Consider the following 17,816-nt stretch of genomic DNA (forward strand, 5'->3'; position numbering starts at 1 on the left):
GTACTCTCGAATGCCGATAGGCATTCTTTGAAAAGGAAGTTGAATAAAAAAATACACTACCTAAGCGAAATGCTTAAGTAGTGTATGTGGGTTATTCCCAGTGACCTGGAACGTCAACGACCCATTTCTGACCAGTTACTTTGTTCTGGTAAGAACCTTGGTCTTCTTGTTTGGTAACGGCAGATGTAGTGACTGTCTTGTAGTGTTCCTGTTGCTGGTAGTTACCGTTTAATCCCTGTTGCATTAACGCTACAGCGTGTGCTTTACAGTCAGATGCGCTTGTGGTTGAGTAACCGTCTTCAGGGAAGTAATATGTCATGTAGTCAAATACTTGTTCAGTCTTTTCTGGTGTGACAACGACAGTAACGATGTTTGGTACCCAAACTTGTTCTACGATGTCTTCGTAGTGGCCTTTCTCGGGAACCCAAACAGGTTCTTTCTGAGCAGGTTTCTCGTTATTCGGTTTACCCGTATTTCCGGTGTTACCTGAGTTACCGGAATTGTCATTTTTGCCCGTATCACCCGTGTTACCAGGTTTTACAGTTTCCGTAGGTTTGGATTCAGTCTCAGACTGAGCGGATTCGGTTGTTTCTTTTGTTTCGTCACTGATGTGCTCGTTAGCATCTACGTTTTTGTTAACGGTTTCAAGAATTTTCTTTCCGTTATCGCCTTTAAGCGTTTCATCACCTTTAGCGATAGCAGTCTTGATGTTGCTAACGACTTCTTTCATCATGTCGTCAGTTACTTGGTCAGCAGGAATCTGCTTGATAGTAATTTCAACTTTAAGTTGTTCTTTTTCAGTCTTTGCGTTTGCGAAGTCAGCAGAATTGAATGCTAAGGCATCATTTTCGCCGTCTCCGTCAGTGTCTTTATTAGCGTTAGCTAAGACGTGGATAGAACCGTCCACATTGATAGGTGCAACGACAGTGATTTCGTATTCACCAGACACAAGAGATAGTTTTGGTTCTTCTTTGCCGTAAGAGATGGCGTGGTAGAAGTCTGTGGACTTCGTGTCTTTGTCAGTGCCTTTGATGTGAACGATAGCAGGGCTTGATTCAGTAGTCCATGCGTCGTCACCTGTGACGTTAAGCTTGATTTCGTCGATGATGGTTTCTTTGACAGTTTCAGATTCAGTTACAGATGTTTCGGATTTTGGTTCAGAATCTTTGCTGAAAGCACTTGTCGCACCAGCTATAGCAAAGATAATAATAAGTACGATAGCGACAGCTATTGCTATCGCTTGTTTGGTGTGGCTTTTTAGCCACTCTTTGATTTTATTCAATTAATCCACCTCAATTCCTTTAGCGTCCGGAGTATCTAATATAAATCCTGCGTGGTCTTCGCTAACAAGAGTTACTATAGTAGCAAATCCTCTAAAATTCATATCATACACAGTCTGAATTCCATAGTCAGGGAAAAGTTGAATTTCAGCAGTAGAACTATTTTCAATTTGTGTCATATTATCTGAATAATATGTAGCTCGATATTTTTTTTCAAATGAAAGAGTTTCTTCCTTTGTGTTATTCCCCGAAGTATCTGTTTCGATATGGATGGTATAAGGAACAGCATCTGGCTCTTTATATTTAAGATTAGAAACTTCTGCTAGCAAATTATCCAAATTATTCAAATCCACTTGTAAAAGGTCAATGTCTTCACTGTAGAATTCTTCAATTTCAGAGGATTTATCTGGTTCTAATTCCTTGACTTCGTTCATCTCATTTACGATAGCTCCCTTTGTTTCAGAGATATTTGTTATTTCTTTATCAATACTTGATTTAAGATTAGAAATATCGGACTCAAAAACATCCTTATCAAGTTTTTTGGCAAGCGATATTATTTCATCATTTGAAAGTTCTTTCAAATCAGAGAAAGTAAGAGTGCTACAATCATAATCTGTGACATTTCCTTTTCCGTCAAAAACTAAAATGGATGAAATATTTTCATCTTTACCAACCTTTCCGTCATTGCCCATATAAAACCATATCCCCTCTTGATTAAATGCTTCAGAAGCAGAAATTGGTTCTTTAGCAGTCTTTACGTCACCTTTACTACCCCCACAAGCAGTAAGGGATAAAGCCATAAGGCTTGTTGCGATTGTTAAGGCAAATACCTTAGACAGTTTTTTCATTTTCATTTCTCCTTTAGATTATATTTTGATTTTTATATAACTTAGACAAAACAAATTTAAAAAAGTTTTATCTACCCCAAAAATTATTGGATGTTCCTCGGGTTTTGATGTTATATAAACTAATTAGGCGATAAAAAGCCCATATAGTTTATTATAACATCTCGTAAATGCCTATACTATACATATATAGATAAATTGTATAGGCGGTGATGATGTGAATTATTATGAAATTGGACAAAGAATAAGAAAATACAGAAAAGCTTACGGTCTGTCACAAGAACAGCTTTCAGATATGGTTGGAATATCTGCAACTCACATGAGCCATATAGAAACAGGAAACACCAAGTTAAGCCTTGCTGTGCTGGTTAAAATTGCGGATGTTTTATCTGTTCAGACAGATGCACTTCTTTTTGATGCTCCACAAGTGAATAGAACAGCAATGACAGATGAAATTAGCAATATTCTCAGTTCTTGTAAGCCACAGGAGTTGAAAGTTATAACAGACGTAATAAAATCGCTTAAAATCTCATTAGATAAAAATAATGATTAGGAGTATTGATTTTTGATGTAGCAATATCCCTTTTAAGTATTTGACTTCCTTATTCCTCTCGGCAATCTGAAAGATTGCTATCTAAAATAATAGAACCCGACATTTAAGCTGTCGGGTTCTATTCATAAAGTCTGTTATTCATTAGTAGTAAATAGGTAGTAAATAGCTTGTATTATGAGCCAAAAACTATAATAAAAACTGTGTTTTACTGCGGTTATGGCAAAAACACTTTATTTTTATTATAAAAATAAGGTATTTCTTTAAAGAGGAAGTATTGTAAATAAAATTTAACTATTATCATTTTCTTTTAACAATTGTATACAATAAACCTGTAGTATAATTAAGGTAGATAAAATAAAGGGAGGGATAATATGAATTTAATTGATAATCATATTCATACTAATTTTTCAAGTGATGGAAAGGATTCAATGGAAGATACAATAAAAAAAGCTATAAGTATAGGTGTTAGATATTTGACTTTTACAGACCATTTAGAGCATGATGAAGGTAAGGGATTTTGTCTAGATTATAACAACTATGTCCCAGTGTTTAATAAACTAAAAGAAAAGTATAAAAAGGATATAGAGTTATTATTAGGTGTTGAAGTAGGATATAGAAAACATTTAAAAAATGAAATAAAAGATGTAATAAATTCACATCCTTTTGATTTTATATTGTGTTCAACTCATACAATTGATAATGTACCTGTTCCATCGAAAAAATACTTTGAAGGACTTAGCAAAGAAGATGCATATTATAAATATTTTAATAGTATACTTGAAACTAATCATGAATTTAAAGATTATAATATATATGGACATTTAGATTATATATCTAGATATGGGATATATTCAGATAACAGAGTAATATATAATGATTTTAAAGATGTTATTGATGAAGTCTTAAAGTCAATAATTAATAATGGAAGTGGAATAGAGTTAAATACATCTGGTTATAGATATGGATTAAATGCCATACATCCAAATGAAGATATCTTAAAAAGATATAGAGAACTTGGAGGTTTTATAGTTACTGTAGGTTCTGACTCTCATAGAGTAGAAGATATATGTAAAGATTTTGATGTGGCTTATGATATGCTTAAATATCTTGATTTTAAATATGTATCATTATTTAAAGAGAGAGAAACTTATTTTTTAAACATAGAAAAAGTTAAATCTAATAATATAGCATAGAGAGCTAAATAGCATATATAGTCTTTTTAAATAATTTAAAAGTTAGTATAAAAATTAATAGCAGAATATTGTATCCTCTAGGAAAATACTAGAGGTTTTTATTTTGCAAAAAATAATAATAAAGATAAGATTTACTTTAATAAAAATGATTATTGTAGCTTAGAAAACTATTGTTATGATATTTAACTATTATATCTTTTTATTATGATATAATAGTTAAATATATTGACCTATCTTTAAATTATGTAAATTATTAGAAAGAAGGGATAAAGTTGTCTAATAAAAATAAAGAAAGTATAACTTTAAGCAATCAAATCACAGAATCAACTCAACAAACTTTAACAAAAGAAGCTATATTACATATACCAATGAGCAACTATGCTTATGGCTATGATAGAGAAACATTACATATAAGAATTAGAACTAAAAAAAATGAGGTAAAAAAAGTGACCTTAAGAATAGGAGACCAATATGTATGGGACAAAGGAGGTGCAGGAGGAGGGAATCTAAATGCATCTGGACTTGGTTGGTCTGGTGGAACAAATATAACGATGAATAAAGAAATAGAAACAGAATTATTTGATTATTGGATAGCTGAGTGTAAGCCTTTAAATAAACGTTCGAGGTATGGATTTATAATAGAAGGTCAAGAAGAAAAAATTTTATTTACAGAAAAAAAGATAATAAAATTAGGAAACGAAAATGATGAGAAAGAGTTATGTGAAATAAGTAATTTTTTTGGATATCCATATTTGAATCATATAGATATACCTAAAGTCCCAAATTGGGTAAAGGATACTGTTTGGTATCAAATATTTCCTGATAGATTTGCAAATGGAAATCCATCTATAAATCCAGAAGGAGTAGATATATGGGGAGCTATTCCAACAAGAGATAATTTTACAGGTGGAGATTTACAAGGTGTAATAGACCACCTAGATTATTTGAGCGATTTAGGAGTAAATGGAATTTATTTTTGTCCTATTACAGTTGGAAAAACTAATCATAGATATGATACGATGGACTACATGGAAATAGACCCTACCTTAGGTGATAAAGCTACTTTGAAAAAACTGATAGAAGAAGCACATAAAAGAAATATAAAAATAATGTTGGATGCTGTATTTAATCATATAGGATATTATTCTAAACAGTGGCAAGATGTAGTTAAAAATAAGGATAATTCGAGATATAAAGATTGGTTTTATATAAAAGATATGAGTAAAGTTGATACTCCAATAGAAGAAATAGATGAAAAAAACATACCTTATGAAAGTTTTGGGTGTGAAAAATACATGCCGAAACTTAACACAGAAAATTCAGAAGTAATAGAATACTTATTGAGTGTAGGGAGGTATTGGATACAGGAATTTGATATAGATGCATGGAGATTGGATGTATCAAATGAAGTAGATCATGTTTTCTGGCGAAAATTTAGACAAGAGATTAAAAGAATAAAACCTGATATATACATATTGGGAGAAATTTGGCATGGAAGTTTACCATGGTTGATGGGAGACCAATTTGATTCAGTTATGAATTATTTAATGTCAGAAGCTATGAAACAATTCTTTTGTACAAATGAGATAAATGCTGAAGAATTTAAATACATGATAAATGATGTAATAGTAAGCTATCCAATGCAAGTCAATGAAGTTATTTTTAATTTACTTGGAAGTCATGATACTACTAGAATATTGACTTATGCAAATGGGAATATAGATAAATTTAAACTTGCGTATTTATTTATGTTTATACAATCAGGAAGTCCTTGTATATACTATGGTGATGAAATAGGAATGCAAGGAGAACTAAGTCCAGTATCTGAAGGACAAAGAAAATGTATGGAATGGAATGAAGAAAAGTGGGATAAAGATATACTTGATTTTATGAAGAAGATTATTAGACTTCGTAAATCAAATAGAGAGCTTAGAACTGTATCAAATGAGTGGATACTAGCAGATAAAGAAAATGGAACAATTATACTAAAGAAAGAATCTATTACAATAATAATAAATAATTCATCCAAAGATTTAATCTTAAAGTTACCAGATTATTTGGTGAATAGAAAAGTAAAAGATTTATATGAAGAAAAGATAATTGATTTAAAGGAAGAAATAACATTAAAAAAATACGAGTTTATTATTTTAAAATAATGTAACAATGTGCTTGATTTAAAATTAACTATAACTTTTTATATTATTTAAATAAAGTATCTTTAATTATAATAAATGAATTTAGTATAATTTTATATACAGGTGATTTGTAATAAAACTTGTTAAGAAAAGTTTTTATTTAGATGAAAATAAATATTGAAGTTTTTAATTATTTTGTAATTTAATAAAAAGGAGAATTACTGAATAAGTAGAGGGAAGGGAAAACATGAATGACTATAAAGAATATATATTTACAGTAAAGTCTAGTAGTGTAAATTTAATTTTAGGTTTGATATTTTTATCAATTGGGATTGTATTAAGTGTATTTTGTGTATATATTAAACAGTATTACATATTAGTAATTACTATTACACTTACAATATATGGATTAACTTCAATTCTCAAATATACAAGAAAGTATATTATTTTTGATTTATATAATATTAAAGTTCGTAAATTCATAGGGCGTGAAAAAGAGTATTCATATCGTGATATTACTAGAATTTCAATAAATAATAAGAAGCAGGAATGTCCAGTTAAAATATATGTAGATAATAATAAAATTGCAATTTTTTTTATATCTGATAAAAATTATCTGTCTGCTATAGCTGAAATGAAGCGAAGAGAATTACCATTTGATGATAAAAGTATAGATTATATATCAGATATGCCACTTTGGATTCCAATTCAATCTAATGAAATTAAAAAGTTTTGTAATGAAGCTTCACGAAAACTTGAAAAACAGGTTAAAGAGGATTTGTGTAAAATAGAAAAAGAGTTTGGAAAGGATATATCTTTTTCTTTTGGTATAGATATTGAAGAAAATCCATTTGTATGTGTATTTTTAGTATGTATTATGAAGAATGAAAACTATACAAAAGTTATAAAAAAATACAGAGGGGAAAAAGCATGGGCTATGTTTCCTTTATATATAGTGGGACCACAACTATATAAGAAAGAAATTGAAGAGGGGAAATTTATTTGCAATATAAATTATTTAAATGCTTTTTCTGGAAAGATGTGGTCAAATTTTTCTAGAGTGATAAAAAAATATGGTGTGCAAGAGAGTGAAATAGATGTAGGTTTTGAATTAAAGAGTGAATTAGATTGAATAGTTCTATAAAGAATATTTAAAATATAAAAGAATATCTAAAATATGAGATATAGACGCAAAATAAATTAATTATTAGTCTAAAAAATCCTTATAGAGAAAGGGGTATAGGAATGCTTGAAGCATTTATATTTGATTTAGATGGAGTGATTACAGATACAGCAGATTATCATTATTTAGCTTGGAAAAAACTAGCTGATGAGATTGGTATAGATATAGATAAGGAATTTAATGAGTCTTTAAAGGGTATAAGTAGAATGGAATCATTAAATAAAATATTAGAATATGGATATAAAAAAGATTCATTTTCAGAAGAAGAAAAAATGAAAATGGCTGAAGACAAAAATAACTATTATGTATCTTTAATAAACAAGATAACTTCAAATGATATTTTACCAGGTATAAAAAATTTACTTGATGATATAAAATCTAATAATATAAAGATAGGATTATCTTCTGCAAGTAAGAATGCCACAAATGTATTAAAAAATCTAGGCATAAGTGACCAATTTGATTTCATAGCAGATGCATCAAAATGTAAGAACAACAAACCGTATCCAGATATATTTCTCATGTCAGCAAAGGGGCTTGGTGTAAATCCTAAAAATTGTATAGGTATAGAAGATGCAAGTGCAGGTATTGATGCTATAAACTCAGCCAATATGTTTTCTGTTGGAGTTGGAGATTATAAAAATCTAAAAAAAGCAAATTTACTTGTAAATTCAACAAGTCAGTTAAATTTTAAGTATATATTAAGTGAGTATAATAAGTATATAGTTAGGAGCGTTATATGAAATGTTTGTTTGATAATATAAATGAGTGGAAAATTATACAAGACAAGATTGAAATTAAAGAAAATAGATTAGCAGAGTCTATAATGAGTATAGGCAATGGTTATATGGGTATGAGAGGAAACTATGAGGAAAGATATAGCGGAGATAGCCATAGAGGTTCTTATATAGCTGGAGTATGGTTTCCAGATAAAACTCGTGTTGGATGGTGGAAAAACGGATATCCAGAATACTTTGGTAAAATTCCTAACTCAGTTAATTATATAGGGATAAGAATTTTCATAGATGGTATAGAGTTAGACCTTGCAAAATGTAATATTGAAAATTTTTATAGAGAATTAGACATGAAAAATGGTATTTTAAAGCGCAAATTTACTGTGAATATTAATGGCAAAAAATTTGAAGCTAATATAACAAGATTTTTAAGCATATCAGTTAAGGAATTAGCTGTAATAAAGTATGATATAAAAGCTTTGAATTCTAGCGCTAAAATAAAATTTATTCCATATTTAGATTCAAATATAAAAAATGAAGATTCAAATTACGAAGAAGAATTTTGGAATGCAGTTTCTTCAAGCTCCTCAGAATATAGAGGAAAGATACTTTCACGTACAAAAGAAAATACATTTAATACACCAATATTTACAGTAGGTGCAATGATGCATATTAAAACAAGAGGTAAAGTAGATGATATATCTTATTTAAGTACTGATAATTACTGTGAAAATTCAATAACAATGGATATTTTAGAAAATGAAACTATTGGAATAGAAAAATATGTAACAATAACTTCTACTAGAGATTATTGTGAAAATGAGTTATTAAAGAGATGTGAAGATATTTTAAATATAGAAATATCTAAAGATTACGAAGATATCTTAAATAAACATACAAAATTGTGGAATAAAAGATGGGAAAGTGCAGATATAAAGATAGAAGGGGATAATAGTAGTCAACAAGGTATAAGATATAATCTATTTCAACTATTCTCGACTTATTATGGAGAAGATTCAAGATTAAATATAGGACCAAAAGGATTTACTGGTGAAAAATATGGAGGTGCTACTTATTGGGATACAGAAGCATTTTGTCTTCCAGTATATTTAGGTGTGGCAGATAAGAGTGTAGCAAGAAATCTTTTAGTATATAGATACAATCAGCTAAAGCAAGCAAAAGATAATGCAAAAAAACTTGGACTTAAGGGAGCCTTATACCCAATGGTTACTTTTGATGGAGTAGAATGTCATAATGAATGGGAGATAACATTTGAAGAGATTCATCGCAATGGAAGTATAGTATATGCAATATATAATTATACAAATTATACAGGTGATTTTGAATATATAAAAGAAAAGGGTATAGATGTGATAATAGAAGCAGCTAGATTTTGGGCTAGTAGAGTACATTTATCTACAAGAAAAGATTTGTATATGATACATGGAGTTACAGGCCCAAATGAATACGAAAACAATATTAATAATAATTGGTATACTAATTATATAGCCAAGTGGTGTTTGGAATATGCTATAGAAAATGTCTTAAAGTTAGAAAAAGAGTACAGCGAATGTATTGAAAGAAATAATGTAAGTAGAGAGGAAATTGAGGACTGGAAAATAATATCAAAGAAAATGTATTTGCCATATGATGAAGAATTACAAATAATAATTCAAAATGATAATTTTTTAGATAAGGAATTTATAGAGGTAAAAGATTTGTCAAAAGAGAATCTTCCTCTTAATCAAAAATGGTCTTGGGATAAGATTCTTAGGTCTTGCTTTATAAAACAAGCAGATGTGTTACAAGGAATTTATTATTTTGGAAATAGGTTTACTAAAGAAGAAAAAAAGAGAAACTTTGATTTTTATGAAAAATATACTGTACATGAATCTTCTTTATCTTCTAGTGTTTATTCTATTATCGCTTCTGAAGTAGATAACCTAAAAAAAGCTTATGAATTATACTCAAGAACAGCTAGACTTGATTTAGATAATTATAATAATGATACTAATGATGGTCTTCATATAACCTCAATGTCTGGCTCATGGCTTTCCATTGTACATGGATTTGCAGGTATGAGAACATGGAATGAAACTCTATCTTTTGAGCCTAGGTTGCCTCAAGAATGGAAGAATTATTCTTTTAATATAAATTATAGAGATAATAATATCAATGTTGATGTATATAGTAATTTAATTAAGATAGAAAATTTAAAGGGAAAACCAATAAGAATTATTGTATATGGAAAAGAGTATATATTAGAAAAATCTATAGAGATTGATAGAAATAAATTAAAATAATGTTTTATTGTATAAATAGTTAAAATAAATTTATCTAATTTAAAATTTATTTTAACTATTTTTTATTTAATGCAAACCTATATATTATAACAATAATCGTGCTTTAAATTAAATATATTACATAAATCTTCATAAAATCTTCATAATTTCGTAAAGAATATGTAACAAAAGTAGGGTATATTGTATTCTGTAGAGAATATAAGGGAGGAAATAATTTATGAAGAATAAGAAGTTCATTGTAGCAATACTAATAATAGTAGTTGGAATAGGGGTATTAGTAAAAGAATATTCAATTAAAGAGATAAATAAGGATGATATAGATGTTAGTAAGTATATAGAATATGCTGATTTAGCAAGTGAAAATAATGCACAAGTTAATTGGAAGTATGTAGCTTCCATTATTGCTGTATTAAATAAAAATAAGTTAGAAAAAGTTAATGATTCACAAATAAAAGAAGTATCAGATTTATTTGTTAAAGATTTTTCTAAAAATAATAAAGTGGAAAAGTTAAGTAGTGTTTTAAATGAGTTAAAATTTAATAATAAACAAAAAAGATTGGTTAATGATTATATAGAGGACCTTAAAGATTATGGCATAAAGCCAGAAAGATTAAAATCTGACACACAATATATGAAATTTATTAATGAGATTGAAACATCAGCTATACAAAACTATAAAAATTATAAAATACTGCCATCTATAACTATTGCACAAGCAATAATTGAATCTAGTTGGGGTAAATCAAGTTTAGCGAAAGAGTATAATAACTTATTTGGTATAAAGGCCGATGCCTATTGGAAAGGAAAATCAGTTACTTTAGAAACAAAAGAACATTTAGATACAATTATAGATGATAAATTTAGAATATATGATGCTAAAAGTGAATCTATAAAAGACCATGCAAAATTTTTAGCTACAAATAAAAGATATAAAGCCAATGGTGTATTTGATGCAAAAACATATATCTATCAAGCTAAAGCATTAGAAAAAGCAGGTTATAGCACTGCAAAAGATGAAAGTGGAAATAACATATATGCAAAACGTCTAATAGAATTAATTCAACAATATAATCTTCAATTAATAGATAGTGAAATTCAAAGTAAACTGTAACCTTGACGTAACATAAGGATGATATATTTATCGAGGAGGTGGCTTTTATGAAAAAAATATTCTCGGTATTTACAAGTTGTATAATTATTGCAACTACTATCACTGGATGTAGTAGTAGTGAGGTGATTAATGACACATCATCTATGTATAATGTCAAAAATCTGGATTTTAATTTTGAAGTAAAACCAGAAACTTTTGAGGTATCAGTAGAATCTAATGGTTTAAAGGAAAAGATATCTGAACCATTAAAAGAAAGGAAAGTATCAAATTTCAAAAAGACGAAGACAGAGACATCATGGACATATCCTGATGAAAACATAGACATAAATATAAAAAAGGAGGAAAGCTATTTAGATGTAGACATTAAATCTAATTCAGAAAAAGAAGCTAGTTTTAATTGGCCAAGAATTGAAGGCGAAAGTTATGTGTTACCACTTTATGAAGGCAAGTTTATACCAAGTGATGATAAGTACTGGAAAGAGCATTTAAATGAATCAGCTTACAATGTCATAGAATCCTTTTCAATGCAGTTTTTTGCAGTAAATAAGACAAAGTATTCTGTGCTTTATATTATTGAAAATGAGTTTAATAATGAGATTAAATTTAATTCTAAAGATAAAATTAATTTTACATTTACACATGAATATCCAAGTATAAATAAAAATAAAGAGTATGGATTTAAGATATATTTGACTGACAAAAATATTACAGATGTAGCCAAAACATATAAAAATTATATAGTTGATAAAGGGGAGTTTAAAACATTAGAAGAGAAATCTAAGGATAATGAAAACATTAAAAAGCTTTATGGAGCTCCACAGATTTATTTTGCAGACAAATCTATAATAACAGTAAGTGATATTAAATGGGACAAATTAAAGAAAAATTTATCAGACGATTTAATTAATTGGATGAAAGAACTCTTAAGTAAAAAACCTGATAATAGTGAATTTATAACTGTACTTGACCAGATAAGAAATCAAGATTATATAGATAAATATCAAAAAAATCAAATAGTTCAAGCGTTTAATCAAGTTATGCAACTAAATACTTTTTATAATAGTAAGGTTTTTGATAGTAATGATAAAGAAATAAAAAAAGTATTAGATAAAGGAATATCTAAATTAAATAGAGTAGAACTTATAGAGTTTAACAAGAAGCTATTAAAGTCAAAACTAGGGGATAGTGTGAATAAAATTGATACATGGGCAAGATATAATACAATTGATGTAATTAATGATATGAATAAATCTGGTATTGATAATGCTTGGATAGGGTTTGATGATATGGAAGATGGTTATGTATCACCAGAGATAGTCAAAAGAGCTAATGATTTAGGTTATCTTGTAGGACCATATGATTCATACCATTCTATACACAAGCCAGGGGAAGAAAAATGGAGTACGGCAGCATTTAAAGATAAGTCACTATATGAAAATGCTACTATAGAAAATAAAAAAGGTGAAAAAGAATCTGGATTTCAAGGAGAAGGAAGACAACTAAATCCTACATTGTCTTTACCAAGTGTAAAAGAGAGAGTAAAAAGTATATTGGATGAAGGGTATAAATTTAATTCTTGGTTTATAGACTGTGATGCTACAGGAGAAATTTTTGATGATTATTCTCCAAATCATATAACAACACAGTCACAAGATTTAAAAGCCAGACTCGAAAGAATGTCGTATATAAGAGATAATGCTAATATGGTTATAGGTTCAGAAGGAGGAAATGACTTTGCAAGTGGTACTATAGCATTTGCACATGGGCTTGAGACACCAGCATTTGCTTGGGTAGATAAAGATATGAGCAAGAACAAAGAAAGTGAATATTATGTTGGCAGATACTATTCTCCAACAGGAGGAGTACCAGAAGTCTTTTCGAAACAGATACCTGTAAAAGAAAAATACAAAAAAATATTTATAGACCCAACTTATTCTTTACCTTTATTTAGATTAGTTTATAATGATTCTGTTGTATCTTCTCATCAATGGTTATGGGGAACTTTTAAAATTAAGGATGAAGTTGGAAGTAGAATGATGAAAGAAGTATTATATAATACACCACCTATGTATTATATAGATAGAACTGAATGGGAAAAACATAAAGGTGAAATAATTTCTCATGATAAAGTATGGTCAGAGTTTAATAAAAAGGCTATTAAAAGAGAAATGACAGACTTTGAGTTTATTTCTGATGATAGATTAGTTCAAATGACTAAATATGGAGAGGATTTAAAAGTAGTAGCTAATTTTTCTGGAAAAGATGTTAAATATGAAAATGAAATTGTAAAGTCAAATTCTTTGGTAATATATGATAATAATAAGAAAGTTATTTATAAACCAGAACAATAGATTTAATGAAAATAAATTCTATTAAACTCACATATAAAATAAAATGATATTTAATTAGACTATACAAAATAGTGACTATCTTAATTATTAAAATTAAGATAGTCACTATTTTTATATCATTTTTAATATTGAAAACCTTGCCCAAGTAATATTAAATATCTGAACTATTCCAACATATACCCTACCCATTGTACCTTTTAATAAATATAAATTTTATTTTAGACAATATATTGACTTTTTGAATTAAAGATAGTATTCTTAAATAAGACATCATATTGTCTATTTGAAGTGATATTATTTTATGAAAGAATCAAATTTGAAATGTTTAATAAACACTAAAAACAAAGACTGATTCATAGAGAAAGGAAAATATTAACGAAAATGAATACAATCATTAAAGTTCAAGATTTGGTAAAAGTATTTGATAATCAAGAGGTTATCAAACATTGTAACATAAATGTAGAGAAAGGAAGTATTTATGGATTTTTGGGTGCAAATGGAGCTGGAAAAACTACAGTACTAAAATTGATAGCTGGTTTATTAAAACCAACCGCTGGGAATATAATGATTTCTGATATGAATATATCAGAAAATCGTAATAATATTTTAAGAAAAATTGGATGTATTATAGAAACACCTATTTTTTATGAACATTTATCAGTGGAGGAAAATTTAAAGATACATAACGCTTACATGAATTTTTCTGGTGCAGATATAAATGCTGTTTTGCAAAAAGTAGGACTCGAAAATACTGGAAAGCTACAGGTATGTAAGTTCTCTTTGGGTATGAAGCAAAGGTTGGGGATTGCTCGTGCAATCATACATAATCCAGATATTCTTTTACTTGATGAACCTATCAATGGTCTTGACCCTATGGGAATAAAACAAATGCGTGATTTATTCAAAACACTTTCAAAAGAATATGATATGACACTTATTATTTCAAGTCATATATTAAGTGAAATAGAGTATATAGCTGATACAATAGGTATTATTTCAAATGGAAGTATTTTAAAAGAAATTCCTATGTCTACAGTAAAACAAGAATTTCCCAATGGTTTGGAAGAGTATTTTTTTGAAATAATGAATGGAGGAAACAACTGTGTATAAACTTATAAAATTAGAACTAAAAAAAAATAAAATTCGCCCTTATCTTAATGCCATGGGTATTATTACTTTATGTGTATTAGGATTTTTATATACATTTGCTATGATTGCTTATTTAGGAGGAGACACAGATTCTGCTGAGTTTTCTAATTACCATAATATTTGGGTAATCACTAACGTTTTACAAATGGTAGCTTATGCCATTTTATCATCTGCATTGTTTTCCACATTTGTTATAAAAGAATATTCTGGGAAAAATGCAATTTTAATTTTTACTTATCCAATAAATCGAAAGACTTTATTGAACTCAAAGATTGTATTAATAGCTACATTATGTTTGAGCTTTATGTTGATTGGAACGATTATTTCCCTACTTATATTTACGATGACAGAAGCTATTTTTCCTATGATTTCTGATAATTTTACTCTTGGATTGTTTTTTAAGATTATCATTGAAACAATTTTGTGTGCTGTATTCTCTTTATTTATAGGTGTAATTTCTGCTAGCATTGGATTTCGAAAATATTCCATTCAAACAACGATTATAGCCTCTGTTATTCTTGCCTCATGCACTGCTAACATTGTAACAACTATGATTCACACATATATTCCTTTTATTATTGTCTGGATAGTAGCAGCAGTATTAGCTGTACTTTCGTACTTATGGCTTATCTCAAAAGTCGAAGACATAGAAGTATAATTGTATATTTAATTAAAGATAGTTCTAATGAATAAAGCAACAGATAATAATAAGGTGTCATACTTTATTTATCTGTTGCTTTTTACCGTTTTGTAGATGATTAAAGTATGTTTTCCAATCAGTTTGTATATTTAAAAATAATTATAAATAGTATGTTTATTTTACTTTAATTACTTGATTTAGCATTTTTGTTATCTCAATATTAATAAATAAATTTAAAACTTTAAATATGCCCTTTTACTATAGGCTTTTTATAAAAGAATTAAATCCTTTTTAATTATTTTATATTTTATGCCTTTGATTCATTCTTATACAGATATTTAGCAAGGATTGAAATTGATAGCATAATTATGAACATACATACTATAGGTATATAAACTCTAGAACTGAAAACTTCAAATAATTTTCCATGCATAATTTGACCAACTGGAGCAACACACTGTGATACAGCTGTAATAGTAGCCATTACTTTCCCCAATAATTCATTAGGAGTTTGTTTTTGAACAATAGTTAAAACGAATATAGTAATAATTGTCATAGACATGGCTATAGGTATAACACAAATAAATAGTAATATAAAAGATGGATAGTATCCTAGTTTAAGCATTGAAGGTGAAACAGAAATGGCCATTGGTATCATCAAAATACTAATTAACATTAACCAGCGATATAATGTATTCATTTTCATTTTTTTAGCAAACATACCTATTGAAAGTGCACCTAAAACACTACTAAATTCAATAATTCCTATCCCTATGCCATACATATTATTACTACTATGCATTGTTATACGTAAAATATATTGTATTCCTACAAGTAAGAATGGAGTCAAAAATAAATTTAAAGAAGCTGCTAGAATCATGGCTTTACTAATATAAGATTGTTTTATAACATAAGAAAATCCTTCTTTCATATCACTGACTATTGTTGATACTATGCTTCCATTAACTTCTCTTTTATTAAAAGGTATATGAATAAACATTTCCATTACTGCGGATAGAAAAAATGCAATACAACTTGTAATAAGAAGCATCTTAATTCCAATAAGACCATACAACAAACCTCCAAGAACAGGAGCAAACATACTTGAAAGAGAGCCAATTCCATTTACAATTCCATTTGCTTGTTCTAAATCTTTTTCATTTACTATTAAAGGTATGCTTGCCTGCACAGTAGGTTGATACATAGAACTAATAATTGACAATAGTACCATAATAACCCCAATTAATATAATTGAATTGTTTAAAGAGGAAAGAAGACAAATAAACGTAAAAATAATAATCGAACTCATAAAATCAAAGATGACCATTAAATTTTTACGATTAAATCTATCCGCTATTGCACCACCAATTGGAGAAAATAAAAGAGGTATGTTTGATATTGCATATAAAGCTGCAAATATGTCTGCACGTCCTGTCGTATCTAAAATATAAGTGGAAAGTCCAAATCTTAACAACGATGAACCAAGTATAGAGATAATTTGACCAAGTACTATTAGATTAAAATTCTTATTAAAACAACTATTCATTTTATTTAAATCTTGCATTTTTAGAATACCTCACTTTTAAAGACTGACCGTCGGTCTATAAAGATTATAATCAATTATAAATAAGAAGTCAATAGATATACTTAATTTATAATTTTAAAATTATATTTTTAGTTTAAATAAAAGGTATTATATCTATTAAAAATATATAGTATCTTATGAATAGCGATATTTCTTTGATACTAAATTAAAAATAGTAATTTGAAATAGTTATAATGAATAGTATTAATATATAGATATAGGGAGATTGATGAAATCATGTATGAAAAAGATAAGGTTATATATAATCTGGAAGAATGTGAAAGTCTAGAAAATACATTTTACTTTTCTCAATTTAATACATATAAAAATTTTAAGCTAGCTTCTAAAAAATCTGGAGTAAGTTTATTAGACACATCTGTTTGTGGCATGAATATCCACGATATAAAATTGATTGATACAATAGAATGTATGTCATTAGAGGATGAGCAGATGACGGGTAAAAAGTTAATTTTAGTTGGTGATATAAATGCTAATATAAGGTTAGAAAACATAAGTAATGCTAAAAGAAATAGGAATCCTACAAAGAAAAATATACTTGAATTAAAAATACCTTTTAGTACATTTATACAAATGCCTAGAGGAATAAAAAATAACGATAAAATTAATTTAAAGTATATTATACAAGATATAACATCATCTATTTTAGATGAAAATAATTTATTTATAAGTGTAACTACAATTATAAGTTATGACAATAATTTTAAAATAAGATAATGTTTAAATTATAGAAAGG

General features: G+C 28.0%; 14 protein-coding genes. 11 read left to right on the forward strand and 3 right to left on the reverse strand.

Annotated elements, in window-relative coordinates; translation table 11 throughout:
* Positions 1 to 91: 91 nt before the first annotated feature.
* Positions 92 to 1,282, reverse strand: coding sequence for a hypothetical protein (locus KGF36_RS02515; RefSeq protein WP_227854541.1), 1,191 nt, complete (start codon positions 1,280 to 1,282; stop codon positions 92 to 94).
* Positions 1,283 to 1,972, reverse strand: coding sequence for a hypothetical protein (locus KGF36_RS02520; protein ID WP_227854542.1), 690 nt, complete (start codon positions 1,970 to 1,972; stop codon positions 1,283 to 1,285). It lies immediately after the preceding gene.
* Positions 1,973 to 2,342: 370 nt separating this feature from the next.
* On the opposite strand from KGF36_RS02520, the gene KGF36_RS02525 reads away from it, so the two are divergent.
* The 10 genes from KGF36_RS02525 (at position 2,343) to KGF36_RS02570 (ending at position 15,495) form a co-directional block, all read left to right on the forward strand.
* Positions 2,343 to 2,678 carry a helix-turn-helix domain-containing protein gene (locus KGF36_RS02525; protein ID WP_227854543.1) on the forward strand — a complete coding sequence of 112 codons (336 nt, stop codon included), beginning with the start codon at positions 2,343 to 2,345 and terminating at the stop codon, positions 2,676 to 2,678.
* Positions 2,679 to 3,049: 371 nt separating this feature from the next.
* Positions 3,050 to 3,871, forward strand: coding sequence for a histidinol-phosphatase HisJ family protein (locus KGF36_RS02530; RefSeq protein WP_227854544.1), 822 nt, complete (start codon positions 3,050 to 3,052; stop codon positions 3,869 to 3,871).
* A gap of 272 nt (positions 3,872 to 4,143) precedes the next feature.
* Positions 4,144 to 6,027, forward strand: coding sequence for a glycoside hydrolase family 13 protein (locus KGF36_RS02535; RefSeq protein WP_227829561.1), 1,884 nt, complete (start codon positions 4,144 to 4,146; stop codon positions 6,025 to 6,027).
* Between the two features lie 226 nt (positions 6,028 to 6,253).
* Positions 6,254 to 7,138: a hypothetical protein gene (locus tag KGF36_RS02540; RefSeq protein ID WP_227850064.1), complete on the forward strand. Its 885-nt coding sequence runs from the start codon at positions 6,254 to 6,256 to the stop codon at positions 7,136 to 7,138.
* Between the two features lie 113 nt (positions 7,139 to 7,251).
* Complete coding sequence (pgmB, locus tag KGF36_RS02545) at positions 7,252 to 7,932, forward strand: beta-phosphoglucomutase (protein WP_227829559.1); 681 nt, start codon at positions 7,252 to 7,254, stop codon at positions 7,930 to 7,932.
* On the forward strand, positions 7,929 to 10,226 hold the full coding sequence (locus tag KGF36_RS02550; protein ID WP_227850063.1) for a glycoside hydrolase family 65 protein: 2,298 nt from the start codon (positions 7,929 to 7,931) through the stop codon (positions 10,224 to 10,226). Before pgmB ends, KGF36_RS02550 begins: the two co-directional genes overlap by 4 nt.
* Positions 10,227 to 10,443: 217 nt before the next feature.
* Positions 10,444 to 11,337, forward strand: a complete 894-nt coding sequence (locus KGF36_RS02555; RefSeq protein ID WP_227841562.1) for a glucosaminidase domain-containing protein — start codon at positions 10,444 to 10,446, stop codon at positions 11,335 to 11,337.
* A 47-nt stretch (positions 11,338 to 11,384) separates the two neighbouring features.
* Positions 11,385 to 13,688, forward strand: coding sequence for a glycoside hydrolase (locus tag KGF36_RS02560; RefSeq protein ID WP_227841563.1), 2,304 nt, complete (start codon positions 11,385 to 11,387; stop codon positions 13,686 to 13,688).
* Positions 13,689 to 14,069: 381 nt separating this feature from the next.
* Positions 14,070 to 14,798 (forward strand): ATP-binding cassette domain-containing protein, encoded by a 729-nt coding sequence (locus KGF36_RS02565; RefSeq protein ID WP_227850062.1) that lies wholly within the window; start codon positions 14,070 to 14,072, stop codon positions 14,796 to 14,798.
* Positions 14,791 to 15,495, forward strand: a complete 705-nt coding sequence (locus KGF36_RS02570) for an ABC transporter permease (RefSeq protein WP_227829554.1) — start codon at positions 14,791 to 14,793, stop codon at positions 15,493 to 15,495. Before KGF36_RS02565 ends, KGF36_RS02570 begins: the two co-directional genes overlap by 8 nt.
* A gap of 289 nt (positions 15,496 to 15,784) precedes the next feature.
* Here KGF36_RS02570 and KGF36_RS02575 read toward each other — a convergent pair whose 3' ends face one another.
* On the reverse strand, positions 15,785 to 17,041 hold the full coding sequence (locus KGF36_RS02575; protein WP_227829553.1) for an MFS transporter: 1,257 nt from the start codon (positions 17,039 to 17,041) through the stop codon (positions 15,785 to 15,787).
* A gap of 258 nt (positions 17,042 to 17,299) precedes the next feature.
* Here KGF36_RS02575 and KGF36_RS02580 point away from each other — a divergent pair, with 258 nt between their 5' ends.
* A complete protein-coding gene (locus KGF36_RS02580) occupies positions 17,300 to 17,797 on the forward strand; it encodes an SPOCS domain-containing protein (RefSeq protein WP_227829552.1) in 498 nt (165 codons plus the stop codon).
* Positions 17,798 to 17,816 lie beyond the last annotated feature (19 nt).

Source organism: Clostridioides sp. ZZV14-6009 (assembly GCF_020658095.1).
Taxonomy (GTDB): Bacteria; Bacillota; Clostridia; order Peptostreptococcales; family Peptostreptococcaceae; genus Clostridioides.

Excerpts from the sequence above, each read along its gene's own strand:
- KGF36_RS02520 (WP_227854542.1), bottom strand. The coding sequence starts at position 1,972 with ATGGGCAATGACGGAAAGGTTGGTAAAGATGAAAATATTTCATCCATT.
- KGF36_RS02530 (WP_227854544.1), top strand. The coding sequence starts at position 3,050 with ATGAATTTAATTGATAATCATATTCATACTAATTTTTCAAGTGATGGA.
- KGF36_RS02540 (WP_227850064.1), top strand. The coding sequence starts at position 6,254 with ATGAATGACTATAAAGAATATATATTTACAGTAAAGTCTAGTAGTGTA.
- pgmB (WP_227829559.1), top strand. The coding sequence starts at position 7,252 with ATGCTTGAAGCATTTATATTTGATTTAGATGGAGTGATTACAGATACA.
- KGF36_RS02550 (WP_227850063.1), top strand. The coding sequence starts at position 7,929 with ATGAAATGTTTGTTTGATAATATAAATGAGTGGAAAATTATACAAGAC.
- KGF36_RS02555 (WP_227841562.1), top strand. The coding sequence starts at position 10,444 with ATGAAGAATAAGAAGTTCATTGTAGCAATACTAATAATAGTAGTTGGA.
- KGF36_RS02560 (WP_227841563.1), top strand. The coding sequence starts at position 11,385 with ATGAAAAAAATATTCTCGGTATTTACAAGTTGTATAATTATTGCAACT.
- KGF36_RS02565 (WP_227850062.1), top strand. The coding sequence starts at position 14,070 with ATGAATACAATCATTAAAGTTCAAGATTTGGTAAAAGTATTTGATAAT.
- KGF36_RS02575 (WP_227829553.1), bottom strand. The coding sequence starts at position 17,041 with ATGCAAGATTTAAATAAAATGAATAGTTGTTTTAATAAGAATTTTAAT.
- KGF36_RS02580 (WP_227829552.1), top strand. The coding sequence starts at position 17,300 with ATGTATGAAAAAGATAAGGTTATATATAATCTGGAAGAATGTGAAAGT.